The sequence below is a fragment of the Streptomyces sp. NPDC043867 genome, assembly GCF_056435845.1.
Map to the genome: position 1 here is coordinate 83,030 of NZ_JBWKDS010000020.1, position 26,709 is coordinate 109,738.

Here is a 26,709-nt window from a genome sequence, read left to right on the forward strand (position 1 = left end):
AGTCGGCCCGGCGCTCGCGACGTGGTCCTGGCCCGGCGCCACGCCGAGTCGCCGCGCTCCTCGCGGGCCCAGCTGACGCTGGCCGCACGAAGCGGCCTCAGCCCGGCCCGCGCATCCCGGCCGGCACGCGTGCCCTGAGGTGGTCCCGGCCCGGGCACCGGACCGGACCCCAGACCTGGCCACGGCGTGGTCAAGCCGCAACCCAGCTGGCCCAAGCTTCCAGGACCCGGCCGGACGGTACCGCCGCCCCGTCGGGGACGGACAGACCGACATGGACCGTGCGGCCCCGTGCCGTGTGGCTTACCTCCGTCCACAGTGCGAGGCCCTCGACGATCTCCATCCCCCGGCCGTGCTCGTCAGCGTCGTCACGGCTGTACGGAGGGATGTGGGCTGCCTCTGCTCCGGAGTCGGATACCGAGATGCGGAGCATGCCGGGGTCGAGGCTGACCAGCACCGTCATGTCCGCGTGTCCGTGCTCGGCCGCGTTCGCGGTCAGTTCGTCGACCACCAGCACGGCGGAGTCCTGGACGTCCTGCGGCACCAGTGGCGCAGCAGGTCGGCGGTGAACTGGCGGCAGGTGCGCACGCACTCCGCTTGGGCGGGCAGCGCGAGGAGAACCTGGTACGGACGCCCGCAGGCGAGGCGCCGCCCCAGGGGCTGGCTGGCAAGGGGACGCAGTGCGTCGGAAACCGGCATCGGATGTCCCCTTTCAGCGTTGACGGATCGGGCGGCCCCGGATGGATACCCGGGCCTACGGCACCCGCCGGGCACGGGCCGGTGGCAAGGAGCCGGAGAGCATGGGCAGGCCGCGGTGCCCGCCGGGACCTTGACCAGGTCGCAGGCGGGCGCCACGGCCCGTTCGGGGTTACTCCTTTCCGACGAACTGGTGGTCGACGGAGCTGTTGGCGTCGGCGTGGCCGCCTGGGCCGTCCTCGACGCCGTTCTCCGGGGCCTCACCGGCCCGCTCCTGCTCCTGTCCGTCGCCCTTCATGCCGTTGCCAGGGGCGTTCTGGTCGCCCTGCTGGATGTTGTCGTGGTCCGGGCCGGTGGAGTTCTCGTCCGGGTCCGGTGTCGTCTGCGTGACCGCGGCAGCCGGCACCGCGGCGGGCGCGGCGGCGGTGGCATTCGCCATCGCGATCCCGCTGCCCGCACCGCCCGCGATCAGGGCCGCGCTTGCGATCAGGGCGATCCTGCGTCGGGTGATCGTCATCGTTGTGTCTCCTTCGACTGGTAAGCAGGTGTCCTTGATGGACACCTCCCAGCCTGCGGACCAGGCGCTGAGAGGAGCCTGAGAGCCGGCGCCGCTCTCAGGCTCCTCTCAGCAGGCGGCCCCTAGCGTGCGGCGTAGGGTGAAAAGGGAGGCCGTCATGCGCGTGCTGGTGGTCGAGGACGAACGCGCCCTCGCGGCGGCGATCGCCCGCCGGCTCGCCGAGGAGGGCTTCGCGGCCGACATCTCCCACGACGGCATCGACGGGCTGTCGCGGGCCACCCACGAGACGTACGACGTCATCGTCCTGGACATCATGCTGCCGGGCCTGTCCGGCTACGAGGTGGTCAAACGCCTCCGGGCGGCCAAGGTATGTACGCCCGTGCTCATGCTGACCGCCAAGGACGACGAAGCCGACGCCCTCGACCTCGGAGCGGACGACTACCTCAGCAAGCCCTTCTCCTACGTCGTGCTCCTAGCCCACCTGCGGGCCCTGCTGCGGCGCGCGGCACCGGCCCGGCCCGCCGTACTGACCGCGGCGGACCTCGCCTTGGACCCGGCACGCAGGCGGTGCCACCGTGCCGGGCAGGAGATCGCCCTGACCGCACGGGAGTTCGCCCTCCTGGAGTTCCTGCTGTGCCGCCAGGACGAAGTGGTCAGCAAGACCGACATCCTCACCCACGCGTGGGACGAGAACTTCGACGGCGACACCCACATCGTCGAGGTGTACATCGGCTATCTACGGCGCAAGATCGACGCGCCGTTCGGATGCCAGACGATCGAAACCATCCGCGGGGCGGGCTACCGGCTGCACGGCACCGAGGGGTGAGCCGTGAGCACCCGCATCACCAGGTGGTGGGCCCGAAGGTCGCTGCGATTGCGCCTGACCGCAGCCGCCGCTGCGGTGACCGCGGCCGGACTGGCCGCAGCCGCCGTACTGCTGGTCACCTGGCTCCACAGCAGCCTCATCGGCGGCCTCGACCAGACCGCCCTGCAACGCGCCCAGGTCATCGCAGCCGCCATCGACACCGGCAAACTCACCACCTCCCTCCCCGCGTCCGCCGAAGGCGACACCGCCGTGCAAGTCGTCGACAGCAAAGGCGCGGTACGGGCCAGCTCCACCAACCTGGAGGGCGAACAGCGCCTGTTCACTTTCACCGCCAGCGCCACCGGCGACCCCCAGGCCCGCACCGTGCACGGGCTGCCGCTCGGCGACAACGGAGCCTGGCGCACCGTCGCCATCTCCGCCGGCCAACAACCCGACCCCGTCACCGTGTACGTCGCCGTGCCCACCGCCACCGTGGACCGCAGCCTGGGGCAGCTCACCACCGCACTGGCCACCGCCGTGCCCGTCATCGTCGCCCTGCTCACCGCAGCGGCCTGGCTCCTCACCGGGCGCGCACTCCGCCCTGTGGATACCTTGCGCGCCCAGGCCGCCGCCATCACCGCCCCCGATCTCAGCCGCCGCCTCGACGTCCCGCCCACACACGACGAACTGGGCCGCCTCGCACGCACTCTCAACGACCTGCTCGGCCGGCTGGACGCCGCCACCAGCCAGCAGCGTCAGTTCATAGCCGACGCCGCCCACGAACTGCGCAGTCCCCTCAGCAGCCTGCTCACCCAGCTGGAGGTAGCCGTCCGCCACCCTGACACCGCGCAATGGCACACCCTGGCCCCCGACCTGGTGGAAGAGAGCGAACGTCTCTCCCGCCTCGTCGACGACCTCGTACAACTCGCTCGCCTCGATGCCCGCCCCCGCCTGCGTCGGCGTCCGGTGGACCTGGACGAGATCGTCTTCGACGAAGTACGCCGCGCCCGCCAGCGCTCTCCTCTGGCCATCGACGAACGGGCGGTCAGCGCGGCCCGGGTCTACGGCGACGCCGACGCCCTCGCCCGCGTCGTACGCAACCTCCTCGACAACGCCACGCGCTACGCCACCAGCCGCATCGACATTCAGCTGGCCGTCATCGGCGGCACCGCCCGCCTGGTCATCGCCGACGACGGGCCCGGCATCCCCCCAGGTGACAGGCAGCGCGTCTTTGACCGTTTCACCCGCCTGGACGACGCACGTGCCCGGGACGCCGGCGGAAGCGGCCTCGGCCTGGCCATCGTCCGCGACATCGTGGCCGCCCACCACGGCACCACCCGCATCAATGACAACGCCCCCGACGTCCGCGTCCTCGTACACCTCCCCGCCAACGACAGCTGACCGCTTCCCGATAGCGGCCCGTCCGGCGCAGTCCGCCCCCGCGGCCACATCGCCCATCCATACCCTCCGCGGGGTATTCGGGCTCCGCGCTCACAGTGGGTGGGGTGAGTTGCAGCCGCGGAAGCTACGCATCCCGGCGATCTCGACGGTCTGGGAGGTGATGACGGGCGGCTACAGACGTGCCGCGGCGGACGCCGCCTCAGAGGCAGGTTCGTCACGCAGTCCGAGCCGCAGGTGCTCGACGTGGAACAGGGCCTGGTCGAGGAGTTCGGCGACGTGGTGGTCGTACAGCGCGTAGACGATCGACCGCCCTTGGCGCTCGCCGGTGACCAGTCCGAGGTTGCGCAGGAGTCGGAGCTGGTGGGAGCAGGCGGAGGCTTCCATGCCGACGGCCTCGGCGAGGTCGCCGACCGAGCAAGGGCCTTCCTGGAGGCGCGCGAGGATGTACAGCCGCGACGGCGTGGCCAGGGCCTGAAGGGTCGCGGCGACGTCTGCGCTCCCCACGGCGTCCAGGCGTTCGCGGGTGGTGGCGGTGTTCTTGTCGTCGACTCCGTGGCCCATGGCTCCCATCCTACCCGTGACAAATGAAGACCTGTTCACATGTTCCTGTACGGTGGGTGCGTTGCCTTCCCCTGCCCGTGAAGGGTTGTTTTGTCATGCCTTCTGTTCTGCTCCAGCGTCCCGAAAGGGCGACGTCGGCCGCTTCGGGTACGGCGCCGCGGCGCCGTACCCGGGTGTTCGCGCTGGCCGAGGCGCGCTGGGCCGCAGCCGCCCTGGTGCTGTTCCTGATTGCGCTGCCGCTGCAGCTGACCGGGGCCCCAGGGTGGGCGTGGGGTCCGCTGTACGCACTTGCGTATGTGACGGGCGGCTGGGAGCCGGCCTGGGCGGGGCTGACGGCGCTTCGGGAGAAGACGCTGGATGTGGACCTGCTGATGATCGTGGCCGCGATCGGTGCGGCCTCGATCGGGCAGGTGATGGACGGCGCGCTGCTGATTGTCATCTTCGCGACCTCCGGCGCGCTGGAGGCGCTGGCCACCGCACGGACCCAGGACGCGGTTCGCGGCCTGCTCGACCTCGCGCCGGCCACGGCCACCCGGCTGGCCGATGACGGGAGCGAGGAGACCGTCGCCACCGGGGAACTCGCCGTCGGCGACACGATCCTGGTCCGTCCCGGTGAGCGCGTCGGGGCCGATGGCCGGGTGCTCGAGGGCGCCAGCGAGGTCGACCAGGCCACCATCACCGGCGAACCGCTGCCGGTGGCGAAGGAGGCCGGGGATGAGGTGTTCGCCGGCACCCTCAACGGCACCGGCGCCCTGCAGATCAAGGTCGAACGGGACGCCTCGGACTCCGTGATCGCCCGGATCGTGGCCATGGTCGAGGAAGCCTCCGAGACCAAAGCGCCCACCCAGTTGTTCATCGAGAAGGTTGAGCAGCGCTACAGCCTGGGCATGGTCGTCGCGACCCTGGCGGTCTTCCTGGTACCGCTGGGCTTCGGCGCGGATCTCACCGGTTCGCTGCTGCGCGCGATGACCTTCATGATCGTCGCCTCGCCGTGCGCGGTGGTGCTGGCCACCATGCCGCCGCTGCTGTCCGCGATCGCGAACGCCGGACGCCACGGCTTGCTGGTGAAGTCCGCCGTCGTGATGGAGCGCCTCGGCCAGATCGACGCGGTCGCCCTGGACAAGACCGGCACCCTGACCGAGGGAACTCCGAGGTTGACCGCCGTCCAGCCGCTGGCCGGCTCCGGCCTGGACGAGAACGCCCTGCTGACGCTGGCGGCCGGGGCGGAGCATCCCAGCGAGCACCCGCTGGCCCGCGCCGTCGTCGAAGCGGCACGCACCCGCGGCCTGGTGATCCCGGCCATGCGGGGCTTCACTTCGGCCCCCGGGACCGGAGTTGCCGCCACCATCGACGGCCACACGATCGCGGTCGGAGCCCCCGCACGCCTCCTGGAGGGCACCGACGCGGCTGCCGTCGAAGCCGCGGCGATCGCCGCAAGCATGGAGGGCGAGGGCCGCACGGCCGTTCTCGTCCAGCGTGACGGCGTACCCGTGGGCGTCCTGGGCATCGCCGACCGGCTGCGCCCCCACGCCGCCGCTGCCGTTGCCGCCCTGGCTGCGCTGACCGGCAGGGCGCCGATGCTGCTGACCGGCGACAACCCGCGCGCCGCTGCCCTGCTGGCCGCTCAGGTCGGCATCAGCGACGTCCGTGCCGGACTGCTGCCGCAGGACAAGGTCACCGCCGTCCAGGAGCAGGAGAAGGCAGGGCGCAGGGTGCTGGTGGTCGGAGACGGCGTCAACGATGCCCCCGCGCTGGCCGCTGCCCATTCCGGCATCGCGATGGGGCGGGCCGGGTCCGATCTGGCCCTGGAGACGGCCGACGCGGTGGTCGTCCGCGACGAACTCGCCACCGTTCCCACCGTCGTGGGCCTGTCCAGGGCCGCCCGGCGCCTGGTGGTGCAGAACCTGGTCATCGCCGCGGTGTTCATCTCGGGACTGGTCATCTGGGACCTGGCCGGACACTTGCCGCTGCCGCTGGGCGTCCTGGGCCACGAGGGATCGACCGTGATCGTCGGCCTCAACGGGCTGCGGCTGCTGCGGGACACCGCCTGGAACCGGGCCACGGCACCCGCCGGGGGCGACCGGTGAGCCGCCGCAGCAAGAAGGCCGCCGCCGTCCCGGGGGCGGCACGGCCCACGGTCACCGTCTGCCGGGGCTGCTGCTGCGGAACCGCCGCCAAGGTCCCGCGCCTGGACCACGACGCGCAACTCATCGACTTGCGCACCCTGCTGGCCGGAGTGGCGATGGTGCGGCGGACCGACTGCCTGGACGCCTGCGAGCGCGCCAACGTCATCGTCATCCAGCCCTCCGCCGACGGACGCAGAGCCGGCGGGCGCCCCGTGTGGCTCGGCCAGGTCAACGACCCCGGCGCCGCCGCCGACATCACCGCCTGGGTCAACAACGGCGGCCCCGGCCTCGCTGACCCTCCCGACACCCTCGACCTCTACACCTTCACCCCCTCCCGCCGCATCCGGCACGAACTCGACGACTGAACGCCCCCGAGCTGCCGATGCTGGTCGGTCGTTTCCTGAATGCGTTTCCCGGCCAGCCCCGCTGGGCGATACTTGGACGGACATGCCCATCTGGACCGCTGTATCTCATACCGTGGCCAGCGCCGCTGTTCGCGCCGCGCTGTTCACGGTGCTCAGCAGTGCCATCGCGGCTGTTCTGCACCACGGGACGGCCGATTCCGCCGTCTCATGGCCTGGGCTCGCTCTGGCTGCGGAGGTGATGTTCCTCGGCGCCGTTCCCGCCTTCCTGTTCGGCTCACCCCACGCGATCACGGCCGTCGTGGTGATGGTGCAGGCGGTTCTGCCGGCCCGGCTCAACAGCGTCGAGAGCGTGGTGACGCCGGGCGGCCATCACCAGCTGCCGCCTGTGTGGCACCACAACAGCTCCCTGATGGCTCTGCTGAACATCGCTGCGGCGATGTGCCTGGCCTGGTTCCTCAACGGTGCGTGCGCTCTGCCCGCACAGCTGGTCCATGCCTGCACCGCTCCCGCCCGGCAGCTCACGACGCAGCTGGCCAAGCTGGTCGCGCTGTTCGCGCCCGCGTCGTACGAGCCGCACACACCTGCCCGACCCGTCGTGGTCCTGCGAGCCCTTTCCTCCCAGACCGCGCACCTCACCCTCCGGCATCAGAGGGTGCCCTGCGGGCCGTAACCGTAGACGTCTCTCTGCGACTCCTACGTGCCGCACCCGGCCGTGACGCACCGATCCGTCCGCGACGACCCGGAGTTCCCGCATGCCCTCTCACCTCGCCGAGGTGTGCCGGGCAGGTTCGCCCTGCCCCCTCACCCTGGCGCATCCCGCCGGCCCCCACCCATCGCGCACCGATGTCTACCGGCCGGAGCCTCCCGGCTCCGAGAACGAATTCCTTGAGATCCTGGCCTCCGCTCAGACGCTCATCCTCATCACCATCGCCATCCTGGCCGTCGGACTGCTCTTGACGATCACCTGGTCGAACCGGCGGGAGGCCCGCCGCGCCAGAAGGGAGGGGCCGGCCGCGCGGAGCGCGGAGCGACCCGAACGCTGAACCGTCCGGACAGACGTGACGTCGAACCACCCTGCGCAATGTGACTTTGAGTGGCTGTCGAGATACTTTGTGTGAATGATCGGTTCGGCGTCGCACTCCTTCACGCATCACCGCGTGCGGCGCAGCGGCGTGCTCGTCGTGCTGATCTGGGTGACCTTCCACCTCCTGGACTGCATGCATAGCCACGGAGCGGCATTCGAGGGTCAGCACCACGCGCTGAACACGCTTCCGGCGGCTGCCGCCCCCCTGACCGCACCCGCCGGCGGAGACACTGCCTCGTTGCCGCAGCACGCGCCGTGCTGCCCCGAGACGGGCGACCACACGGTGGACCGCGTCCGCGCCGACGCCCCGCCTGCGCCCGTACTCGGGGGCGCACTCCCGTCAGACGACCGGCCGAACGCCCCCGCCGCGCTCACAGGTGCTGGCACTGCCCGGGCCCCCGGCCACGGCGCTACCGGAGGACGCTGCATTCTCACGGCCCTGTGCGTGGCTCGGACCTGACCGGTCCCGCGCAGCCGCCGTGCCTCACGCTGTCCGGCGACGCCGGAGGGATCCGGTCGGCTGTGTCCGCGCCCTGATCCGCCGATGCCCCGAGCCTGACCATGCCGGCCCGGGGCGAGGAGCCGTGACACCCTTTCATGAACGTTTCCGCGTATGCCCCTGCCCCGACGTCCGCCCGCGGACCCTCCGACCTGGTCGGCAACACCCCGGTCCTGTGGATCGGGGAACCCTTCGCCGACGCCGGCCGCGGTTTTTGGGCCAAGCTCGAAGGCGCCAACCCCGGCGGCATCAAAGACCGCCCCGCCCTGCACATGGTGGCCCGAGCCCGAGACCGGGGCGATCTGGCCGACGGTGCGCCGGTCATCGAATCCTCCAGCGGCACCCTGGGACTCGGGCTGGCTTTGGCCGGCATCACCTACGGACACCCGGTCACCGTGGTCACCGACCCCGGCCTGGAACCGCCGATCCACCGCGCCCTGAGCGCTTTCGGTGCCCGCGTCGAACTTGTCACCGCCGCGCACCCGGTCGGGGGCTGGCAGCAGGCCCGGCGGGAGAAGGTCGCCGAGCTGCTGGGCGAGCACCCGGGCGCCTGGTGCCCGGACCAGTACAACAACCCCGACAATGCCGCCGCCTACGCGCCCCTGGCCACCGAACTCATCGCTCAACTGGGCCGCATCGACGTCCTGGTCACCTCCGTCGGCACCGGCGGCCACTCGGCGGGAATCTCGACCGCACTGCGCCATACCTTCCCCGACCTGGCGCTGATCGGAGTGGATGCGACCGGCTCGACCATCTTCGGGCAGCCCGCCGGGCAACGGCTGATGCGCGGGCTGGGCTCCAGCATCTACCCGGGCAACGTCGCCCACGAGGCGTTCACCGAGGTCCACTGGGTCGCCCCCGCCGAAGCAGTGCACTCCTGCCGCCTCCTAGCCCGCCACCACTACGCCTCCGGCGGTTGGAGCGTGGGAGCGGTCGCCCTGGTCGCCGGCTGGGCCGCCCGCACCTACCCCGCCGGCACCCGGATCGCCGCGATCTTCCCCGACGGACCCCACCGCTACCTCGACACCATCTACAACGACGGCTGGTGCCACGGCCACCACCTCCTGGACACCCCAGTCCCGGACGAGCCCGACGAGATCACCGACCCTGGGGAGCGCACGGTGACGTCCTGGACGCGCTGCACCACGGTCACCGACCCCGCCCTGGCTGCCGCACGCGCCCTGCTGGCCGGTGCCCGGTGAAACGGCTGCGCGCCCAGATGCGCTCCTTCGACCCCAGCCTGCGGCTGCTGATGGTCAACCAGTTCGGCATCAACCTCGGCTTCTACATGCTCATGCCCTACCTCGCCGACCACCTCGCCCACGGCCTGGGCCTGGCCGCCTGGGCGGTCGGCCTGGTGCTCGGCGTACGCAACCTCTCCCAGCAGGGCATGTTCTGGCTCGGCGGCACGCTGGCCGACCTGATCGGCTACAAGCCGATGATCCTTACCGGCTGCGCCCTGCGGACCGGAGCGTTCGTGCTGCTGGCCGTCGCGGACACGCTGCCCGCGCTCATCATCGCCTCCGCCGCCACCGGGTTCGCCGGCGCGCTGTTCAACCCGGCGGTACGGGCCTACATCGCCGACGGCGCCGGTCAGCGCCGGGTGGAGGCGTTCTCCTGCTTCAACGTCTTCTACCAGGCCGGCATCCTGCTCGGCCCCCTCGCCGGACTCGCCCTGCTCGCCCTCGACTTCCGCCTCGTCTGCGCCGTCTCGGCCACCGTGTTCGGGGGGCTGGCCATCATCCAGGCCCGCGGACTGCCCGCCCGGCGCCCGGCAGCGGACCCGCAGCGCACCAACGGCTGGCGGGGGATCACGGCGGACTGGCAGGCGATCGGCCGCAACCGGCCCTTCCTGTTGTTCTCCGCCGCGATGGCCGGCTCCTACCTGCTGGCCTTCCAGACCTACCTCGCCCTGCCCCTCCAGGCCCGCACCCTCCTCGGTGACGGCAGCGGCACCGCGATGGGCATCGTCTTCGCCGTCTCCGCCCTGGTCGCCGTCGCCGGACAGCTGCGGCTCACCGACTGGGCCAGGAAACGCCTGGACGCACCGAAGGCCATCGCGATCGGCCTCGCAGTGATGGGCGCGGCCTTCGTGCCCATGCTGCCCGGCCCCCACGGCCCCGCCCACGGCCTGGGGGCGGCACTTGGCCTCGCCGGGCTGCTGGGGTGCGCGGCACTGCTGGCCGCCGGCTCCGCGCTGCTGTACCCGTTCGAGATGGACACCCTGGTCCGCCTCTCAGGCGAGCGCCTGGTCGCCACCTACTACGGCGCCTACAGCACCGTGGCCGGCATTGCCGTCGCCGTCGGGAACCTCGCCGTCGGCGCACTGTTCGACCTCGCCGCCCGCACCCACGTCCCGTGGCTTCCGTGGGCGGCACTGACCGCGCTCGGGCTCGGCTGCGCCACCGCCCTGACCGGCCTGCACCGCACCGGACACCTCCACCCCGCACCGGCCGCAGCACCAGCCCCGGCCGCGGCGTGAGACCACCGGCCAGGCGCGCACATCACGCGTGGGGTGCGCGCCCGGTCAGCCGGTGATCAGCCACATCGAGCGCCTCCGTGACCAGCCGGCGAAGATGCCCGTCGCTCAGCGCGTAGATCACCCGGCGTCCCTCCTTGCGGGTAGTCACCAGACCCGACATCCGCAGCCGGGCCAGATGCTGGCTCACCGCCGGCCGCGCCGCATCCACCACCTCCGCCAAGGATGTGACATCCGCCTCATCTGAGGCCAGGGCGTGCAGCAGCGCGAGCCGGGTGCGGTCGGCCAGAAGGCCCAGGATCTCGGCCGCGACCCGGAAATGCTCACCGCCCGGGTCTTGCGGGTGCGAACCCTGCGCAAATGATAGGTGCATGCGTGCGTTCATACGCACATAATAAGGGGGTGGGACGTCCCCGCCCACTTCCTTGCCCTTCTGTTGAGAGCGAGCATCTTGTGAGCCAGCAGCACCACCACGGTCACGACGAGCCGGGAACCGGCCACGACCACGGGTCGGGGCACGGCCACGGAGCGGACGCCGGACACGGCCATGAGCACGATCACGATCACAGCCACGAGCATGGGCATGGGCACGGTGCCTCGCGGTGGTCGCGGATCCGGCACCAGGTCTCCCACCTGGTCACCCCGCACAGCCACGAGGCGATGGACAAGGTCGACTCGGCGATGGAAACCTCCAAAGAGGGGATGCGCACGCTGTGGCTGTCGCTGGGCATCCTGGGGCTGACCACCGTGATCCAGACGGTCGTCGTCGCCGTGTCGGGGTCTGTGGCACTGCTGGGCGACACCATCCACAACGCCGCCGACGCCCTGACCGCCGTACCGCTGGGGATCGCGTTCGTGCTGGGCCGGCGGGCGGTGAACCGCCGCTACACCTACGGGTACGGCCGCGCCGAGGACCTCGCCGGCATCGCCATCGTCCTCACCATCGCCGCCTCCTCCGCCCTGGCCGCGTACGAGGCCGTCGACCGGCTGCTCAACCCGCGCGACGTCACCCACCTGTGGGCGGTCGCCGCCGCCGCGGTGGTCGGGTTCATCGGCAACGAGTGGGTGGCCCGCTACCGCATCCGCACCGGCCGCAAGATCGGCTCCGCAGCCCTGGTCGCCGACGGCCTGCATGCCCGTACCGACGGCTTCACCTCCCTCGCCGTCCTATTCGGCGCCGGCGGCGCGGCACTGGGCTGGCGGGCCGCCGACCCCATCGTCGGCCTGCTGATCACCGTGGCCATCCTGATGGTGCTGCGCGACGCCGCCCGGCAGGTCTACCGCCGGCTGATGGACTCCGTCGACCCTGCCCTGGTCGACACCGCCGAAGAAGCGCTGCACGCGGTCGATGGCGTCCGCGGGGTCGGGCAGGTCCGCATGCGGTGGATCGGCCACGCCCTGCGCGCCGAGGCTGACATCGTCGTCGACCCCGACCTCACCGTGGTCCAGGCTCACACCCTGGCCGTCGCAGCCGAACACGCTCTGATCCACGCCGTACCGCGGCTGACCGCCGCCACCGTGCACACTGACCACACCACCCACGAGGGCGACCCGCACGCCACCCTGGCCCACCACGCGGGATGATGCGAGAAGGAAATATCGTGGTGGCCGCAGCCGCTTTGATGCATCGGCGCCGGGTACCGGGCCGGGGTACGGTCGGGACGCAGCGACGGCGCATGGACTGGGTTCGATGACGTGGGGAAGGTAGCGGTGATGGCAGGCAGCGGACAGGCGCGCAGGCGGGGTGTCGCCCGGCTGCTGGCGCAGTGCGTGGTCCTGCTCGGCCTGTTCCTGATGCACGGCGCCCCGGCCACCGCCGCCGAAGGCTGCCACGGGGTGTCCGCGCCTGCGGCCATGCACGAAGACACCGCCGCAACCGCGATGACACCCGCACAGCCCACGACGGCCGCACAGATGGAACATCGCGACAGCCAGCACGCGACGGGCGCCTCAGCGCCCCACGGTGAGATGTGCGTGTCGACCCCCGCACGCGAGAGAATGCCGCTGCCCCTGGGCGGCCTGCTGGCCGTCGTCGTCGGCCTCACGGCCCTCTTCCTCGCGAGCCGGCCCCTGGCCCCCGGCCGGACAGGACGGCGCGGACCACCGCCGTCCCATGGGCGAAGTCTGCTGCTCCAGGTGTGCATCGCGCGGACGTGACAGGACCCGCCGGAACCCGGTTACCACTGCCGGGGCCCGGCGACGAGTCCTGCCCATTCCCGCGCGCCCGCCCGGCGTGGTGCGCCCACCCGGAAAGACCACCTGCGATGTTCCCTTCCTCCCGATCCACTGTCCGCCATCGTGCCCTCGCGGCCGCCGGCACCGCCGCCGTCCTCGGCCTGACTCTGGCCGCCTGCGGCTCCTCCGGCGACTCCTCCATGCCCGGCATGGACCACGGCACCAAGACCTCCACGTCCGCTTCGGCGAGCGCCTCCCGCTCGATGGGTGACATGCCCGGCATGGACCACTCGGCAAGCGGCAACGGCCTGTCCGACAACAAGGACGGCTACCGCCTCACCAGCACGGACACCACCCTCACGGCGAGCAAGCAGACCAGCTACCGGTTCACCGTCACTGGCCCCGACGGCAAGCCCGTCACCGGCTTCGCGCCCGAGCAGACCAAGCAGATGCACTTCTACGCCATCCGCTCGGACCTCACCGGCTTCCAGCACATCCACCCCACCATGGCCGCCGACGGCACCTGGAGCGCCGACCTGACCTCCCTCGACCCCGGCTCTTGGCGCATGTTCACCTCCTTCACTCCCGACAGCGGCAGCGGCAAGGGCAAGGACTTCGTCCTCAGCCGCACCGTCACCGTGCCCGGCACCGAGACGAAGACCCCACTGCCGGCCCCGGCCGAGACCACCGAGGCCGACGGGTACACCCTCACCGTCAAGGGCACGCCGAAGGCCGGAATGGCGGGCCCGCTGACCGTCAACGTCACCAAGGACGGCAAGCCCGTCACCGACCTTGAGCCCTACCTGGACACCTACGCCCACCTGACCGCCTTCCACGAGGGCGACAGCGAGTTCGCCCACCTCCACCCCGAAACCGAGGCCAAGGGCGGCAACGGCGGACCGGACCTCTCCTTCCACGCCGAGCTGCCCACCGCCGGGAACTGGCGGCTGTTCCTGCAGTTCCAGACCGGTGGCAAGCTCCACACCGCCGCCCTCACCCTGAACGTCGGCTGACCCACCGGGCCGGGCGCCTCCCAGCGGCGGCGCGCTCCCAGGACGTACCGCTGCCGAAACTCCAGGAACTATCCACGCCGTACTGCACGCATTGTCGATCGCCGGCTCGGCTACGACACGGCGCGCCGGAGCGGTACCGCGCTGCGGGTGGGGGCCGGGCGTTCGGCCTGAGCGACGGCGCCGCCATGCGCTACGTCACCCGCCCACCCCGAATGCACCGCGAAGCTGTCCCGGTGCGAGCGAGCGCCATGCGGGTTCGGCCGTCAGGCAGGTCATGCGGCGCTGGTCAGGTGTCGGCCGGGTGCCAGGGGGCGTCAGGGTGGGTCCGGCGTGCTCCCCGGAGCGAGTTGGAAGGCGAAGACCCGGTGGTCGTCGTCGGGGACCCGGCCGAGGTAACCGTGCCCAGGCATGTGGCACCAGGCGGGCAGGTCGAGCGGGGCGGCCGGGTCGGTGGCGATGACATGCACGACGGTGCCGGGGCCAGCGCCGTCAATCGGCGCGCGCAAGCGCAGCAGCAGGGTGACGCACAGCAGGCCGGTGCCGGCCACGACAATGTCGGCTGCGGGTGAGGGAGGGGCGGTCATCGCGGCAGGGTCTGGGTGACGTGCCACAGGCGGCGGGGCAGGTCGCCTTCCTCGAAGGCACGGACCTCCTCCAGGCTCCAGCCCTCAGCGAGGGTGTCGACGAGAGCGCGGGAGAAGAAGTGGACGGCGAACCCGCCGTGTTCGTAGATGTCGTCGCCGTGGGCGGTGCCGGTGCCGTAGTGGGCGTCGCCGGTGTGACGGACGGTGTAGACGAAGGTGCCGCCAGGCCGCAGGACACGGCGAATCTCGCCGACGAGGATCCGGATCTCGTCGGCGGACAGGGCCATGCACAGCAGCATGTGCGCGAAGACCGCGTCCACGGAGGCGTCCGGCAGCCGGAGCGGCTCGCGGACGTCGTGCACGGCCGTAGTGACCTGCCCGGCGGTGCCCTGGGCGAGCGCGCCCCGGCGCAGCTGCTCCAGGCCGATCGCCGAGAAATCGGTGGCGTGCACGGTGAAGCCCTCACGCGCGAAGTACAGGGCGTCGCGGCCGTGGCCGGCGCCGAGTTCGAGGACGTCCCTTGCGCCGGCGGCCCGGAAGGCGGTCGCGGCGTGGACGGCCGGTGCGGACGGCTCGGCGCCGTACATGCCCGGGTGGGCGGAGTACGTGCTCTGCCAGTGCGCCCGCTGCACCTCGGCCAGGTCCTGCTCGTCGCCCGTCACGTTCTTCCGCCCTCGCCCTGCTGCTCAGTGGGCCGATCGTAAGCCACCAAACTGAGCACGGTGACGATCCCGAGTCTGAAGCAGTTGCGGCAGGAAGTAGCGCTGAGATTGATCATGATCCTGGGCTGAGGGCCCTTGGCGTTGGCTATTCGGCCGCCGGAGCGTGGTGAGGACCTACCGCCACAGGGCCGTCACTGCCCCGCCGGCCGCCACATCGTGGTGACGACGTGCCCGGTGGCGACGGTGATGGTGTCGCGGGGGATGAAGCCCGCCTTCTCGTAGCGGGCGATGTTCGCGGGGTTGGACGATTCCAGGTAGGCGGGGGCGCCGAGTGCGTCGATGCGGGCGAGGCTCTCGGCCAGCAGACCCATGCCCAGTCCCTTGCCGCGGTGGTCGTCGTGGACGCCGAGCAGGGTGAGGTAGAAGCACGGCTCGGCGGGGTGGGCGGCCTCCAGCTGACTGTAGATCGCCAGGATCGCCTCGGCCGCCTCTGTCCCGGCGGCCTGCGTCAGCAGTTCCTCCAGGCCCGCTTCCTCGTGCGGGGTGAGCTCGGTGCCGTTCGGTGGGATCCACACCGCCGCGGCTTCCAGGCCCGGCGTTACCAGTGTCCATGGGTAGCGCTGTGCGGAGGTGACGTACAGGCGCCACATGGTGGCCGCCTGCAGGGCGCGCCGTGGTGCGTCGCGGAAGGCCGGGCCCCACAGCGGGTCGTGGAAGAAGGCGGTCGTCATCACACTGACGATCGCGTCGAGGTCCTCAGGGGTGGCAACCCTGGCGGGGACGGGAAGGTAGGCGCTGGTCATCGCCGTACCGTAACCGCGCAGTGCCGCTTGACGCTCGACGGATTTCGTCGCCCGGGGCGGGGTTACTTCTTCTTCATCTCGATGTCGACAAAGGCCAGCGGCTCGGTGCCGTCGTTGACGACCTCGTGTTCGCCGCCGGATGGGCGGGCGTAGGACTGTCCCGCCCGCAGCTGCGAGGAGGTGACCGTGCCGTCGGGGGTGATCACGTCGGTCCGGCCGTCGGTGACGGGGACGACGACGTAGTCGTGCTCGTGCACGTGGCGGCCGGTGCTCTGGCCGGGCTCGAAGTCCCAGCGGGTGACCCGCACCCGCTCGTCCTCATGCTGCACGCTCGCGCGGGCCGTACTCGTCATGACCGATCTCTTCTTTCGGGAACCGCACCAGTGGCACGGGCGGGTGGGCAACATCCCCGGTGGCAGGCTAGCTGGCAGGTTTTCACGGTGGCCGGGCAGGGATGTCGCCGGCTGTGGTCGCGGCACGTCGGACGAGCAGATCGGTGACCAGGGTCAGCGGGGGCCAGGTGAGCCGGCCGTGGCGGGCCACGGCGTGGGCCCGCAGCATCACCTTGGGGTCGGTGAGCGGTATCAGGCGGACCTCGGGGAAGGTCTGGGTGCCGATCGGCAGCAGCCCCACGCCCAGCCGTGCGGTGATCATGCCTTGGACCAGGTCGAGGCTGTCGGCCTGGTGGGTGATGCGGGGGGTGAACCCTGCCATGGAGGCCAGGGTGCGGATGGCCGTTTCGTCGGCGGTGTTGCGGGAGTTGACGATCCAGTCGTGCGCACGGAAGCGGGCGAAGACTTCCAGCGTGTCCGCAGCCTGGGGCACATCGGCGTGGTCGGGGATGCCCAGGCCCCACGGGGCTGTCCACAGTGCGGTGGTGTGCACCGCGGGATCGGGATCGGCCGGGGCCAGGTTGTAGTCGTAGGTCAGGGCCAGGTCCGTCTCGTCCGCGGCCAGGAGCTGCAGGGCTTCGGCGGGTTCGTGCTCGCGTACCAGGATGTGAAGTCGTGGATGGGTGCGGGCCAGTTCGGTGACCAGGGGCAGCAGGTGGGCGCTGATGGCGGTGGCGAATCCGGCCACCCGCAGGGTGCCGTTGGGCTCTGCCCCGGGGGCGAGGTCGAGGCGGGCGGTTTCCACCGCGGCGAGGATCACCGCGGCGTGCTCGGCCAGGCGGCGGCCTGCCGGGGTGAGCCTGACCCGCCGCCCGTCCGGCTCGATCAGTGCGACGCCCATTTCCTTCGCCAGGACGCTGAGCTGTTGCGAAACCGTCGAGGTGGTGGTGCCCGTCACGTCGGCGACCGCGCGCATCGAGCCCAGCCGGGACAGTTCCACCAGCAGACGCAGCCGTCGTGTCTCCATGGCCCCATTGTCCAGGTTTTCCTAACGGACTGTCCATGATCGGCACGTGGACGCGAACAATGCCCGCAGCCTCTACTGGAGCCCATGAGTGCGCAGACACCTCCACGCCGGCCGCGACCCAGCGACGCCCGGACCGGGCTGATGATGGCCCTGGCCGCCATGTCCGCCGTCCAGCTCGGCTCCGCGTTGACGGTGCCCCTGTTCGACCAGCTTGGCGCACTGGGCACGGCCGGACTGCGCCTGGGATGGGCCGGTCTGCTCCTGCTCCTCCTCGTCCGGCCCCGGTGCCGCGACTTCACCCGCCAGGACCTGATCGCCTGCACCGTCCTGGGCGTGGCGACCGCGGGGATGATGATGTTCTTCATGCTCGCCCTTTCCCGCCTGCCGCTGGGTACTGCGAGCGCGCTGGAGTTCCTCGGTCCGCTGGCAGTCTCCCTGCTGGGGCCCGGGCGGGGGCGCAAGGTGTGGGCTGCGGCGGCTGCGGTCGGCGTGGTGCTGCTGACCGAGCCCTGGCACGGGGGCCTTGATCCGCTCGGGGCGGGGTACGCGCTGGCCGCCGCGGCCTGCTGGGCCGCATACATCCTGCTGACCCAGCGCGTCGGCGACAGCGTCACCGGCCTGAAGGGCCTGGCCCTGTCCATGCCCGTCGCCGGCGTTCTCGGCATGTTCATCGCCGCGCCCACCGTCTCGGCCCACGTGACCTGGCCGGCCCTGTGGATCATGCTCGCCCTGGCCGCCCTGAGCCCGGTTCTGCCTTTCGCCCTCGAATTCCTTGCCCTGCGCCGGCTGACCACCTCGGCCTTCGGCACCCTGATGAGCCTGGAACCCGCCATCGCCACGCTGATCGGCCTGCTCGTCCTCGGCCAGATGCCCGGGCTGGCGCCCGCCGTCGGCATTGCCTTCGTCGTGATCGCCGGCATGGGCGCAACCCGTACCGGCGCCCGCCCGGTGCCCGACACGCTGCACGCGCCAGAGCCCCGCGTGCAGCAAACGGCGTGAGCAGGGGTCAAGGGGCCCACCCGTCAAAGGCACCAGCATCGATTCAGAGAGCCATGGGCTTTCTATCGTGGCTACTGGTGGCAGAAAGATTGCCGAAGCAGCGTTTGGTGACAAGCCGCCTGCGTCGCTGGTGACAATCGACTCCGATGAGCACTTCATCCGGTTCTGCCGGTGACACCTGCTGAGCTTCGGTTCACCTGTCGGTGCCCGCCTCTTCGGCGAGTGTCGCGAGGCGTGGGAAGAGGCGGTGGGCGTTGTGGGTGGTGAGGTCCTGCCAGGTCGTACCGGCGGGCTGCGGTGCGCTGTTGATGGAGGCGATCTGTGCGTCGACCCCGGGTGCGGGGGTCCAGCAGTAGTCACTGCCGTACAGGAGCCGCTCGTGGCCGAAAGCGCGGGTGAGGGCGGGGATCTGGTGGGGGAAGGGGGTGCCGGCCATGTCGAACCACAGGCGCCCGATCTGTTCGGGGATGGGGTCGAGGTCGGGGTCGCCCTTGGCGAAGACCTTGCGAAACAGCTCCATGCGCTCGCTCAGCAGGGGCAGTGCGCCGCCGCCGTGGGAGAAGATCCACGGAATGTCCGGATAGCGCTGGAAGACGCCGTTGAAGACGAGGTCGCTGACGGTGCGGGTGGAGTCGAAGATGAACTCCAGCATCGGCCGCGGGCGGCCCAGGGCGATGTCCTGGGCGTGCTGCGGTGAGGTGGGGTGGACGAAGACCGGGGTCCGGCGCCGGTTGAGCTCCGCGTAGAGCGGCTCGTAGCGGGCGTCTCCGAGGTAGATACCGTGGGCGTTGGTTTCCACGGTGACGCCGTCGCTGGCGAGGTGGTCCATGGCGTAGACGAGCTCGGCCAGTGCTCCGTCGACGTCGGGCAGCGGCAGGGAGGCGAAGTGTCCGAACCGGTCGGGGTGAGCGGTCCGGACGGCGGCCCCGGCTTCGTTGACGTGGCGGGACAGGGCGCGGGCGTGGGCGTCGTCGCCGAAGTGGGTGCCGGGTGATGAGATCGACAGGAGCGAGGTGGAAACCCCCCAGCGGTCCATCAGCGCGAGGTGTTCCTCGGCGCTCCAGGTGGGCCAGGTGTCCATGCCGTCGGGGTGGGTGTGCCCGGCGCTCTGCGCGGCGTGCACGTAGTGGGGGGTGAGGAAGTGGGCGTGGGTGTCCACCAGCGGGGCGGGGTGCGGCATCGCTCTGGCCTGCCTTTTCGAGCGTGAGGGCCCAATCGTGGGTGCGGTGATTAGGCGGGGGTGTGTTCGGTGCCGCCGCACCAGATGCGGGTGATGTTGCGGGTGGTGCGGATGTCGGTGAGGGGATCGCCGTCGATGAGGATGAGGTCGGCGCGCAGACCGGGGGCGATGGTGCCGCGGTCGGTGAGACCGAAGTGCTGGGCGGGCAGGCTGGTGGCCGAGCGCAGAGCTTCAGCCGTGCTCAGTCCGGCGTCGACGAGGAGTTCCAGTTCGTGGTGCAGGCTGGGCCCGTGGGCGACCTGGAAGGGGACGCCGGGCTGGGTGTTGGCATCCGTTCCGGCCAGGACAGGCACCCCGGCCCGATGCAGGGCCGCCACATTGCGGGAGGCCACCGCGAAGGCGGCTGCCACACCGCGCGCGGCCGTGGTGCCTTCCATCATGGTCAGAGTGGGGATGACCACCCGGCCCCGGGAGAGGGCGGAGCCGATTTCTTCGGGCGTGAGGGGGCAGTCGACCGGGATGTGAGTGATGAAGTCGACGCCGGCGGTAAGGGCCATGGCGAACGCGCCACCGTTGGTGGCATGCGCGACGCTCTTCCTGCCGTGCGCGCGGGCGGCGACGACCAGGGCGTTCATGGTCGCCTGGTCCGGGCCGCCCTGCCCGGGCGCTTCCGCGACGATCTTGATGTAGTCCGCTCCCGCACTGACCTGGCCCGCGACGAACTCACCGGCCTCCTGCGCGTTGCGCACGAAAGCGCTGCGGGCCATGCCGGGAATCCTTGCGTGCGGGCCTCCTTCCCCGATGGCGGGCGTGCCGGCGCTGCGGATATCGGTCGTTCCCACCGCATCGCGCAGGGATGCCAGCAGCTGCGCGGGCCAGGTGCCCATGTCGAGGGCGGTCGTCACGCCGTGGGAGCTCAGCTGCGCCAGGCTCTCAGGTCCGTGCAGATGGACGTGCGCGTCGATCAGGCCGGGCAGGAGAATCGCGCCGCCGGCGTCGATGGTGCGGGCCCCGGCGGGGTCGGTGCCGATCACCGTGCCGTCGATGACCACCGTGGACGGCTCGGTGAGCTGCGTCCCGTCGAAGATCCGGACATGGTGCAAGGCGATCTTGTCGGCGTTTCGGGGGGACGGTGTCTGAGGCATGCGTTGCTCCTGGATGCGAGGACTCGTCCCGGTTCCCGTCTTACGGTCCTGCGGGACAGTGTGAGACTTACAGTACACAGTGTCCTGAAGATAGGGTCGGGTGTGGAGGTGGGGCCGGGATGGATCCTCGTATGGAGCGCACGCGGCAGCATGTTCTCGGGTGCGCCCGGGAGATTTTGGTCGCCCAGGGGGCGCAGGCAGTGACGTTCAGCGCGGTGAGCCGGGCGGCGAGGGTCTCGCGCAACACGTTGTACCGGCACTGGGCCACCAGTGAGCAGCTGCTGGTCGATGTGACCTTGCGCTATTACCTCGATGACCCGTCGCAGGGGGAAGTCGGTGGTGCTGCGGACCTGCGGGCGTTTTTGCAGTCGATCCGGGGCAGTCTCGAGGCGCCGGGTACGACGGCGGTGCTGTGTGCGCTGATTGCGCAGGCCGACCGGGATCCGGTGAGTGAGCAAGTGTTGCGGCAGGTCGCCGGTGTGCGCCAGCGGGCGCTGATCGAGGCGGTGGGTCCTTTGACCGATGCTCAGTTCGCGCGGGTGGTGGGGCCCTTGTTCTACCAGGCGCTCATCGCGCGCCGCCCGGTGGATGACGCGTTCCTCAAGGCGATCCTGGAGGGCTTGTCCGCCTCCTGATGGTCCAGTGGGTGGAAGGGGTCCGCCCCGGCCGGGCAGGCAGGGCAGCCTCGATGGACACATCGCGGCCGGGGCGGAGTTCATGTGGGCAGTACACCCGCGGCTCCCCGCCGGGATGCGTGAGGCGGATGTCGGAGCCGGGTCGGGCGCACCTGTGGCGTCGCCCCGTCCGTACTGCTCCCGCCGGTCCGGTGGCTGTCCGGGACACCGGACCGGCGGGAGGATCTATAGGGTGCGCCGTCGGGTCCGCCGTCCCTCAGCTGAGGGCGGGAGCCTCCACTCGGACGGGGGCGTCCGTGGCGGCGAGGACTTGTTCGACGGTGACGCCGGGGGCGGTCTCCACCAGGACGAGCCCTATGTCGGTGATGTCGAGGACGGCGAGGTCGGTGATGATGCGGTGGACGCACGCCTCGCCGGTCAGTGGCAGGGAGCACTCCGTGACGATTTTGGGGGTGCCGTCCTTGGCGGTGTGGTCGGTCAGGACGATGACCCGGCGGGCGCCGTGGACGAGGTCCATGGCCCCGCCCATGCCTTTGACCATCTTGCCGGGGATCATCCAGTTGGCCAGGTCGCCGATGGCGGAGACCTGCATCGCGCCGAGGATCGCGGTGTCGATGTGGCCGCCGCGGATCATGCCGAAGGACAGGGCGGAGTCGAAGTACGCGGCTCCCGGCAGGACGGTCACGGTTTCCTTGCCGGCGTTGATCAGGTCCGGGTCGACCTGGTCCTCGGCCGGGTAGGGGCCGGTGCCCAGGATGCCGTTCTCCGACTGCAGGACCACGTGGACGCCTGTGGGGACGAACCCGGGAACCAGGGTAGGCAGCCCGATGCCGAGGTTGACGTAGTCACCGTCGTTCAGCTCGGCCGCGGCGCGGGCCGCCATCTCGTTGCGGTTCCAGGCCATCAGGCGCGCACCGTCCTCTTCTCGATCTGCTTGTCGACGGCCTGCTGGGGGGTGAGTTCCACGACGCGCTGCACGAAGACGCCCGGCAGGTGGATGTCGTCGGGTGCCAGGGCGCCGGGCTCTACCAGCTCTTCCACTTCGGCGATGGTGATGCGGCCGGCCATGGCGGCAAGGGGGTTGAAGTTGCGGGCCGTCTTGTCGAAGACCAGGTTGCCGTGCCGGTCCCCCCGCTTCGCCCGGACGAGGGCGAAGTCGCAGGTGATGGCGTGCTCGAGGACGAAGGGCCGGTCGTCGAAGAGGCGGGTCTCCTTCGCCGGGGAGGCGACGGCTACGGCGCCGTCGGCGGTGTGCCGCCAGGGGATGCCGCCGTCGGCGAGCGGCGTGCCGACTCCGGCGGGGGTGTAGAAGGCGGGGATGCCGTGACCGCCAGCGCGCAGCCGCTCGGCCAGCGTGCCCTGCGGCACGAGCTCCACCTCCAGTTCACCGTTCAGGTACTGGCGGGCGAACTCCTTGTTCTCCCCTACATACGACCCGGTGACCCGAGCAATGCGGCCGGCGCCCAGGAGTACGCCCAGGCCGTACTCGTCGGTGCCGCAGTTGTTCGACACCACCCGCAGTCCCTTTGCGCCCTGGACGTACAGGGCGGAGATCAAGGTGGCCGGGATGCCGCACAGGCCGAACCCGCCCACGGCCAGCGAAGCGCCGTCCCCGATGTCGGCCACGGCCAGTGCCGCAGAGGCAGCTGTCTTGTCCATGAGGTCCCTCTGAGTTCCTTCGGTCTTTGGCGTCGGTGGCGTGTGCGCCGTGTGGTGTCCGGGCCGCGCGGCAGCGGCGGCGGGCCCGGACACCGGGCGGTACCCGGCGCCTGAACAGGCGCTTGGGTACCAGCGGTGACGCGGGCCGTGCGGTGACCCGTCCCACCGCGGTCTGCGGCAAGGGCCGACTACTCCACGGCCATCAGCGGCTCGGGTGCGGGGCTGATGGCGCCCGGGCTCTGGGGATGGTGCAGCTGCTCGCGCAGTTGGCCGATCAGCTCATGCAGCTCCGCGCCGGTGGAGGCGGCGCCGAAGAGGTAGAAGTCGGGGCGGACGATCGCGGCGACGTGGCCGTGTTCGCGCATGTGGGGCAGGAAGCCGCCGTCCGCGTCCAGGTAGCCGTCGGAGGGGGCGTGTTCGCTGTACAGGGCCACGGTGGTGGCCTTGATGCTCTTCAGGAACCTGCGGTCGGCATCGTCGAGGGCCTGGGCAGGCTCGTGGCCGTCGGTCAGGAGGGTGAAGCCGCCGCCTGTGAGGCTGTCCAGCAATGCGGTCTGTCCTTGGTGGGTGACGCGGTGCTGGGGGGTGAGGTGGCCGACGTTCGGGGCACGCTTGCCGTCCGCACCTTGGCGCAGGACGCCGTCACCCAGTACGGGCGGCGGGGGAGCGGGCAGCGCGTACCGGGGGTCGGCGCCGGCGGCGATCATGCGCTGGTCGCGGGCGGCGGCCTCTTCGGGGTCCAGGACGCAGATGACCTGGCCCAGGGCCATGGACATGCCGATGGCGTGCTGGACGTGGTCGCTGCGCTCGCTGGTATAGGTGTCCAGGAGCTCTGCATCCGCCTTGGCGTCCAGGACCAGGCTGAGTTTCCACGCCAGGTTCATTGCGTCGCGCATCCCTGAGCACATGCCCTGGCCAGCGAAGGGAGGCATTTGGTGGGCGGCGTCCCCGGCCAGAAGCAGCCGTCCTTCACGCCAGCGGTCGACCCAGCGGGCCTGGAAGGTGTAGACGGTGTGGCGTTCGATCGTCGTGTTCTTCTCGTTCCGCCCCCACGGCTCCAGCAGTTTCCAGGCGGTGTCGAGGGTGTTGAGTTCCTCCACGCTCTCGTGGGGCAGGCGCAGGAACTCCCAGCGGCGGCGTCCGGGCCCGCCGGAGACGATGGTGGTGGGCCGGGCCGGGTCGCACAGCTGCCAGTTCATCGGCGACCAGGTCGCCTGCTCGTGCGGCTGGGTGTCGACGATGAGCCAGTCGTAGAAGAAGCCCAGGTCGGTGACGGTGGTGGACATGCGGGTACGGACGAAGCTGTTGGCGCCGTCCGCTCCGATGACGTAGCGGGCGCGCACCTCACCGGGCCCGCATGGCCCGGAGGTGACCAGGCGGACGTGATCCTGAAGGTCTTGCAGGTCGACGGCTTCGCAGCCGCGGGCGACGGTGACCGTGGGGAGGGCTTCGGCTGCCTTGGCCAGGACGGCTTCGAGCTGGGGCTGGGAGAAGAAGCTGGCGGTGGGCCAGCCGGACGGGCCGTTGCCGGACCAGTCGATACGGACCAGGGACTCGCCGGCGTGGTTGCGCCACTCGTAGTGGTCGGGGACCGGGTCGGTGACAGCACGGACTGCTTCGCCGACGCCTGCGGCCTGGAAGATGCGGCCGATCTCGTCGTCGAAGTGCACGGCCCGGGGGAGGTCGTAGGGCTTGGGCCAGCGCTCCAGGGCGATGACGTCGTGTCCGGCGCGGCCCAGAAGCAGGGCCAGCATCTGCCCGATGGGGCCGAAGCCGACGATCGCCACGTCATGGACGGCGGCGGAGGGCTCTCTGGTCATGTCGGGGTTACCTCGTCTCACTGTGGGTGCCGGTCATCAGCGCGGCGAGATCTTCGGGGGCCAGGAAGGAAGGCGGGGGCGGGGGGCCCCAGTTGAACAGGCCCTTGGCGCCTTCGAGGATCTCCGGGGTCCACAGCTGGTCGTCGACGATGCAGTCCATGTCGGAGTAGTACTCGCTGAAGTTGCCGGCCGGGTCCTTGAGGTACCAGAAGAAGTTCGAGCCCGCGTGGTGGCGGCCCAGGCCCCAGATGTGCCGCTCGGGGTGGTCTTCCAGCATGGCGGTGGCGCCGCGGCCGACCTCGTCGATGTCGTCGACCTGCCAGGACGAATGGTGCAGGAAGGCGACCGGGGCGGCCAGGACCAGAATGTTGTGGTGGTCGGTGGAGCAGCGCAGGAACGCCCCGTGGTCCTTGATGTAATCGGATGCCTTGAAACCGAGGCCGTCGCGGAAGAACGCGGTCGTCGCGTCGAAGTCGGTGGTGCCGACGACGGCGTGGCCGAGCTTGCGCGGCCGTACACGGTCGGTGCGCAGGATGCCGGGTGCGCGGGCGCCGGTGCGCTCGGTGCGTCCGGGCCCGTTGTAGAGGGTGGCCGGCACCGGTTCCTGGACCAGGCGGGGGGCGACTTCCAGGACGGCACGCACGCCGGTGGGCTTGTCGTAGGCGGTCAGCGTGGTGCCCGACATCTCGCTGACCGTTCCGAGGCGGTGCAGGCGTGATGCGGCAGCGGCGAGGTCGTCCGCTGTGTCGGCGCCGATGCGCACCTCGACGAGGCGGCGGCGCGGGGCGAAGACGATACGGAGCTGGCGCCCGCCGTCGCGGGAGGCGAACCAGCCGTCCGTGTCCGAGGCGAGGCCGAAGTCGGTGTAGTACGCGGCGGTCTCCGCCACGTTGGGGACCCCCATGGTGATGGAGGTCAGACGGTGCAGTGCCATGAGAGCAACTCCCTTGTCCGTCGGGCCGGCCGGTCAGCCGACGAAGGTCTGACGCAGCTCGCCGATGCCCTCGATGGCGGAGACGAGTTCGTCACCGTGGGACAAAAACCGTTGCGGGTCGCGGCCCAGGCCGACGCCGGCGGGGGTACCGGTGAAGATGACGTCGCCGGGCAGCAGCGGCAGGACCGCAGACAGGCCGGCGATCAGCGCGGGGACGGAGAAGATCAGGTCACGGGTGCGGCCCTTTTGGACTTCCTCGCCGTTGATTGCGCACCGCAGTTCGAGGTCGTCGGGGTTGTCGAACTCGTCCGGAGTGACCAGCCACGGCCCGATGGGGGCGAAACCCGGGTAGGACTTGCCGAGGCTGAACTGCGGAGCGGGCCCGGCGAGCTGCACGACACGCTCCGAGATGTCCTGACCTACGGCGAGTCCTGCGACGTAGCTCCAGGCGTCGGTCTCGGTGACCTGCTCGGCGCGGGCGCTGATGACGGCGACGAGTTCGACCTCCCAGTCGGTGTGGCCGCCCTCGGGCAGCTTCACCTCGGTGACCGGGCCGCTGATGCTGGTGACGTACTTGGTGAACACCGGGGGCAGGCCGTCGGGGGCGACGAACCCGGACTCCGCGGCGTGATCGCGATAGTTCAGGCCGATCGCCAGCGTCTGGCGAGGCGCGGGAGCGGGGGACCCCAGGTCGGAGGCTTCGAAGGAGACACCGGCCGACAGGTCGGCGCCGGCAGCCCAGGTCCGGAACTCGTCCCACCGCTCGTAGACGGCCTGGGGGTCGGCGGCGAAGGCGCCTCCGCTGGCCTGCTCGACATCGATCGCACGGTCATCGGCGATCAGGGCCAGGCGGCCGGAGAGGTTGGCGATACGCATGGAAGCACTCCTGACAAGGAAAGGCGGGCCCTGAACGTGACGGCTGTGACGTCGAACGGCGGGACCACGGAGCAGCCGGCCCGGAGGAACAGGGAGTCCGCCAGCGACAACGAACCCCTTGTCTCACCCGCCGGGTATTCAGCATGATGATTACCTTGATGTTGCGTCGGCGTTACCCGTGACGTCAAGAGTTGCAGCGATAACCTTCATGATGAATATGACGAACCTCTGGGAGAAGCCTTGACGACCACACCGGACAGCGCAGGGGAAACACCCCAGCGGGCCCTCGCCCAGAGTGGCTCTGACCTGCACTCCTACCCTTCGCCTCGGACCGG

30 protein-coding genes are annotated in these 26,709 nt (G+C 70.8%); 13 read left to right on the forward strand and 17 right to left on the reverse strand.

The window, feature by feature from the left end:
• Positions 1-190: 190 nt before the first annotated feature.
• The 3 genes from AC069T_RS20895 to AC069T_RS20905 form a co-directional block, all read right to left on the reverse strand.
• Positions 191-514: an ATP-binding protein gene (locus tag AC069T_RS20895; RefSeq protein ID WP_478784169.1), complete on the reverse strand. Its 324-nt coding sequence runs from the start codon at positions 512-514 to the stop codon at positions 191-193.
• Positions 493-696: a hypothetical protein gene (locus AC069T_RS20900; protein ID WP_478784170.1), complete on the reverse strand. Its 204-nt coding sequence runs from the start codon at positions 694-696 to the stop codon at positions 493-495. The genes AC069T_RS20895 and AC069T_RS20900 overlap by 22 nt, the downstream gene beginning before the upstream one ends.
• 169 nt (positions 697-865) lie before the next feature.
• Positions 866-1,210 (reverse strand): hypothetical protein, encoded by a 345-nt coding sequence (locus tag AC069T_RS20905; RefSeq protein WP_478784171.1) that lies wholly within the window; start codon positions 1,208-1,210, stop codon positions 866-868.
• 157 nt (positions 1,211-1,367) lie between these two features.
• Between AC069T_RS20905 and AC069T_RS20910 the strand changes: the two genes are divergently transcribed.
• Together AC069T_RS20910 and AC069T_RS20915 are read left to right on the forward strand one after the other, a co-directional pair.
• On the forward strand, positions 1,368-2,036 hold the full coding sequence (locus tag AC069T_RS20910; RefSeq protein ID WP_478784172.1) for a winged helix-turn-helix domain-containing protein: 669 nt from the start codon (positions 1,368-1,370) through the stop codon (positions 2,034-2,036).
• A 3-nt stretch (positions 2,037-2,039) separates the two neighbouring features.
• Positions 2,040-3,416: a HAMP domain-containing sensor histidine kinase gene (locus tag AC069T_RS20915; RefSeq protein ID WP_478784173.1), complete on the forward strand. Its 1,377-nt coding sequence runs from the start codon at positions 2,040-2,042 to the stop codon at positions 3,414-3,416.
• A 171-nt stretch (positions 3,417-3,587) separates the two neighbouring features.
• Here AC069T_RS20915 and AC069T_RS20920 read toward each other — a convergent pair whose 3' ends face one another.
• Complete coding sequence (locus AC069T_RS20920) at positions 3,588-3,977, reverse strand: ArsR/SmtB family transcription factor (RefSeq protein ID WP_478784174.1); 390 nt, start codon at positions 3,975-3,977, stop codon at positions 3,588-3,590.
• Between the two features lie 95 nt (positions 3,978-4,072).
• On the opposite strand from AC069T_RS20920, the gene AC069T_RS20925 reads away from it, so the two are divergent.
• From AC069T_RS20925 to AC069T_RS20950, 6 genes are all read left to right on the forward strand, one after another.
• Positions 4,073-6,064 carry a heavy metal translocating P-type ATPase gene (locus tag AC069T_RS20925; protein WP_478784175.1) on the forward strand — a complete coding sequence of 664 codons (1,992 nt, stop codon included), beginning with the start codon at positions 4,073-4,075 and terminating at the stop codon, positions 6,062-6,064.
• A complete protein-coding gene (locus AC069T_RS20930; RefSeq protein WP_478784176.1) occupies positions 6,061-6,468 on the forward strand; it encodes a (2Fe-2S) ferredoxin domain-containing protein in 408 nt (135 codons plus the stop codon). Before AC069T_RS20925 ends, AC069T_RS20930 begins: the two co-directional genes overlap by 4 nt.
• Positions 6,469-6,580: 112 nt before the next feature.
• A complete protein-coding gene (locus AC069T_RS20935; protein WP_478784177.1) occupies positions 6,581-7,138 on the forward strand; it encodes a hypothetical protein in 558 nt (185 codons plus the stop codon).
• An 82-nt stretch (positions 7,139-7,220) separates the two neighbouring features.
• On the forward strand, positions 7,221-7,511 hold the full coding sequence (locus tag AC069T_RS20940; protein ID WP_478784178.1) for a hypothetical protein: 291 nt from the start codon (positions 7,221-7,223) through the stop codon (positions 7,509-7,511).
• Between the two features lie 638 nt (positions 7,512-8,149).
• The gene (locus AC069T_RS20945; protein WP_478784179.1) at positions 8,150-9,253 is read left to right on the forward strand and encodes a PLP-dependent cysteine synthase family protein; all 1,104 of its coding nucleotides are present in this window, start codon (positions 8,150-8,152) and stop codon (positions 9,251-9,253) included.
• The gene (locus tag AC069T_RS20950) at positions 9,250-10,533 is read left to right on the forward strand and encodes an MFS transporter (protein ID WP_478784180.1); all 1,284 of its coding nucleotides are present in this window, start codon (positions 9,250-9,252) and stop codon (positions 10,531-10,533) included. Before AC069T_RS20945 ends, AC069T_RS20950 begins: the two co-directional genes overlap by 4 nt.
• 22 nt (positions 10,534-10,555) lie before the next feature.
• Here the strand turns inward: AC069T_RS20950 and AC069T_RS20955 are convergent, their stop codons facing one another.
• Positions 10,556-10,915, reverse strand: a complete 360-nt coding sequence (locus AC069T_RS20955; RefSeq protein WP_478784181.1) for an ArsR/SmtB family transcription factor — start codon at positions 10,913-10,915, stop codon at positions 10,556-10,558.
• A 68-nt stretch (positions 10,916-10,983) separates the two neighbouring features.
• On the opposite strand from AC069T_RS20955, the gene AC069T_RS20960 reads away from it, so the two are divergent.
• The 3 genes from AC069T_RS20960 (at position 10,984) to AC069T_RS20970 (ending at position 13,718) form a co-directional block, all read left to right on the forward strand.
• The gene (locus tag AC069T_RS20960) at positions 10,984-12,114 is read left to right on the forward strand and encodes a cation diffusion facilitator family transporter (protein ID WP_478784182.1); all 1,131 of its coding nucleotides are present in this window, start codon (positions 10,984-10,986) and stop codon (positions 12,112-12,114) included.
• A 129-nt stretch (positions 12,115-12,243) separates the two neighbouring features.
• Positions 12,244-12,687 (forward strand): hypothetical protein, encoded by a 444-nt coding sequence (locus AC069T_RS20965; protein WP_478784183.1) that lies wholly within the window; start codon positions 12,244-12,246, stop codon positions 12,685-12,687.
• A 107-nt stretch (positions 12,688-12,794) separates the two neighbouring features.
• Positions 12,795-13,718 (forward strand): hypothetical protein, encoded by a 924-nt coding sequence (locus AC069T_RS20970; protein ID WP_478784184.1) that lies wholly within the window; start codon positions 12,795-12,797, stop codon positions 13,716-13,718.
• A 314-nt stretch (positions 13,719-14,032) separates the two neighbouring features.
• On the opposite strand, the gene AC069T_RS20975 is transcribed toward AC069T_RS20970, so the two are convergent.
• From AC069T_RS20975 to AC069T_RS20995, 5 genes are all read right to left on the reverse strand, one after another.
• Positions 14,033-14,302 (reverse strand): sulfurtransferase TusA family protein, encoded by a 270-nt coding sequence (locus tag AC069T_RS20975; RefSeq protein WP_478784185.1) that lies wholly within the window; start codon positions 14,300-14,302, stop codon positions 14,033-14,035.
• Positions 14,299-14,964, reverse strand: coding sequence for a class I SAM-dependent methyltransferase (locus AC069T_RS20980; protein WP_478784186.1), 666 nt, complete (start codon positions 14,962-14,964; stop codon positions 14,299-14,301). Before AC069T_RS20980 ends, AC069T_RS20975 begins: the two co-directional genes overlap by 4 nt.
• A 191-nt stretch (positions 14,965-15,155) precedes the next feature.
• Positions 15,156-15,767 carry a GNAT family N-acetyltransferase gene (locus tag AC069T_RS20985; RefSeq protein ID WP_478784187.1) on the reverse strand — a complete coding sequence of 204 codons (612 nt, stop codon included), beginning with the start codon at positions 15,765-15,767 and terminating at the stop codon, positions 15,156-15,158.
• Between the two features lie 62 nt (positions 15,768-15,829).
• On the reverse strand, positions 15,830-16,120 hold the full coding sequence (locus tag AC069T_RS20990; RefSeq protein WP_478784188.1) for a cupin domain-containing protein: 291 nt from the start codon (positions 16,118-16,120) through the stop codon (positions 15,830-15,832).
• A gap of 82 nt (positions 16,121-16,202) precedes the next feature.
• Positions 16,203-17,126, reverse strand: coding sequence for a LysR substrate-binding domain-containing protein (locus AC069T_RS20995; RefSeq protein WP_478784189.1), 924 nt, complete (start codon positions 17,124-17,126; stop codon positions 16,203-16,205).
• A gap of 84 nt (positions 17,127-17,210) precedes the next feature.
• On the opposite strand from AC069T_RS20995, the gene AC069T_RS21000 reads away from it, so the two are divergent.
• The gene (locus AC069T_RS21000) at positions 17,211-18,125 is read left to right on the forward strand and encodes an EamA family transporter (RefSeq protein WP_478784190.1); all 915 of its coding nucleotides are present in this window, start codon (positions 17,211-17,213) and stop codon (positions 18,123-18,125) included.
• A gap of 193 nt (positions 18,126-18,318) precedes the next feature.
• Here the strand turns inward: AC069T_RS21000 and AC069T_RS21005 are convergent, their stop codons facing one another.
• Both AC069T_RS21005 and AC069T_RS21010 read right to left on the reverse strand, forming a co-directional pair.
• Positions 18,319-19,305 (reverse strand): amidohydrolase family protein, encoded by a 987-nt coding sequence (locus tag AC069T_RS21005; RefSeq protein ID WP_478784191.1) that lies wholly within the window; start codon positions 19,303-19,305, stop codon positions 18,319-18,321.
• A 50-nt stretch (positions 19,306-19,355) separates the two neighbouring features.
• On the reverse strand, positions 19,356-20,450 hold the full coding sequence (locus tag AC069T_RS21010; protein ID WP_478784192.1) for an amidohydrolase family protein: 1,095 nt from the start codon (positions 20,448-20,450) through the stop codon (positions 19,356-19,358).
• 131 nt (positions 20,451-20,581) lie between these two features.
• Between AC069T_RS21010 and AC069T_RS21015 the strand changes: the two genes are divergently transcribed.
• Positions 20,582-21,085, forward strand: a complete 504-nt coding sequence (locus tag AC069T_RS21015; RefSeq protein WP_478784193.1) for a TetR/AcrR family transcriptional regulator — start codon at positions 20,582-20,584, stop codon at positions 21,083-21,085.
• Between the two features lie 256 nt (positions 21,086-21,341).
• Here the strand turns inward: AC069T_RS21015 and AC069T_RS21020 are convergent, their stop codons facing one another.
• The 5 genes from AC069T_RS21020 to AC069T_RS21040 all read right to left on the reverse strand — a co-directional run bounded on the left by AC069T_RS21020 (position 21,342) and on the right by AC069T_RS21040 (position 26,374).
• Positions 21,342-21,989, reverse strand: a complete 648-nt coding sequence (locus AC069T_RS21020) for a CoA transferase subunit B (protein ID WP_478784194.1) — start codon at positions 21,987-21,989, stop codon at positions 21,342-21,344.
• Complete coding sequence (locus AC069T_RS21025; RefSeq protein WP_478784195.1) at positions 21,989-22,744, reverse strand: CoA transferase subunit A; 756 nt, start codon at positions 22,742-22,744, stop codon at positions 21,989-21,991. Before AC069T_RS21025 ends, AC069T_RS21020 begins: the two co-directional genes overlap by 1 nt.
• 188 nt (positions 22,745-22,932) lie before the next feature.
• Positions 22,933-24,564: a bifunctional 3-(3-hydroxy-phenyl)propionate/3-hydroxycinnamic acid hydroxylase MhpA gene (gene mhpA, locus AC069T_RS21030; RefSeq protein WP_478784196.1), complete on the reverse strand. Its 1,632-nt coding sequence runs from the start codon at positions 24,562-24,564 to the stop codon at positions 22,933-22,935.
• Positions 24,565-24,571: 7 nt separating this feature from the next.
• Positions 24,572-25,498 (reverse strand): VOC family protein, encoded by a 927-nt coding sequence (locus AC069T_RS21035; RefSeq protein ID WP_478784197.1) that lies wholly within the window; start codon positions 25,496-25,498, stop codon positions 24,572-24,574.
• Between the two features lie 33 nt (positions 25,499-25,531).
• Entirely contained in the window at positions 25,532-26,374 is an 843-nt protein-coding gene (locus AC069T_RS21040; RefSeq protein WP_478784198.1) for a fumarylacetoacetate hydrolase family protein, read from the reverse strand.
• Positions 26,375-26,709: the final 335 nt, after the last annotated feature.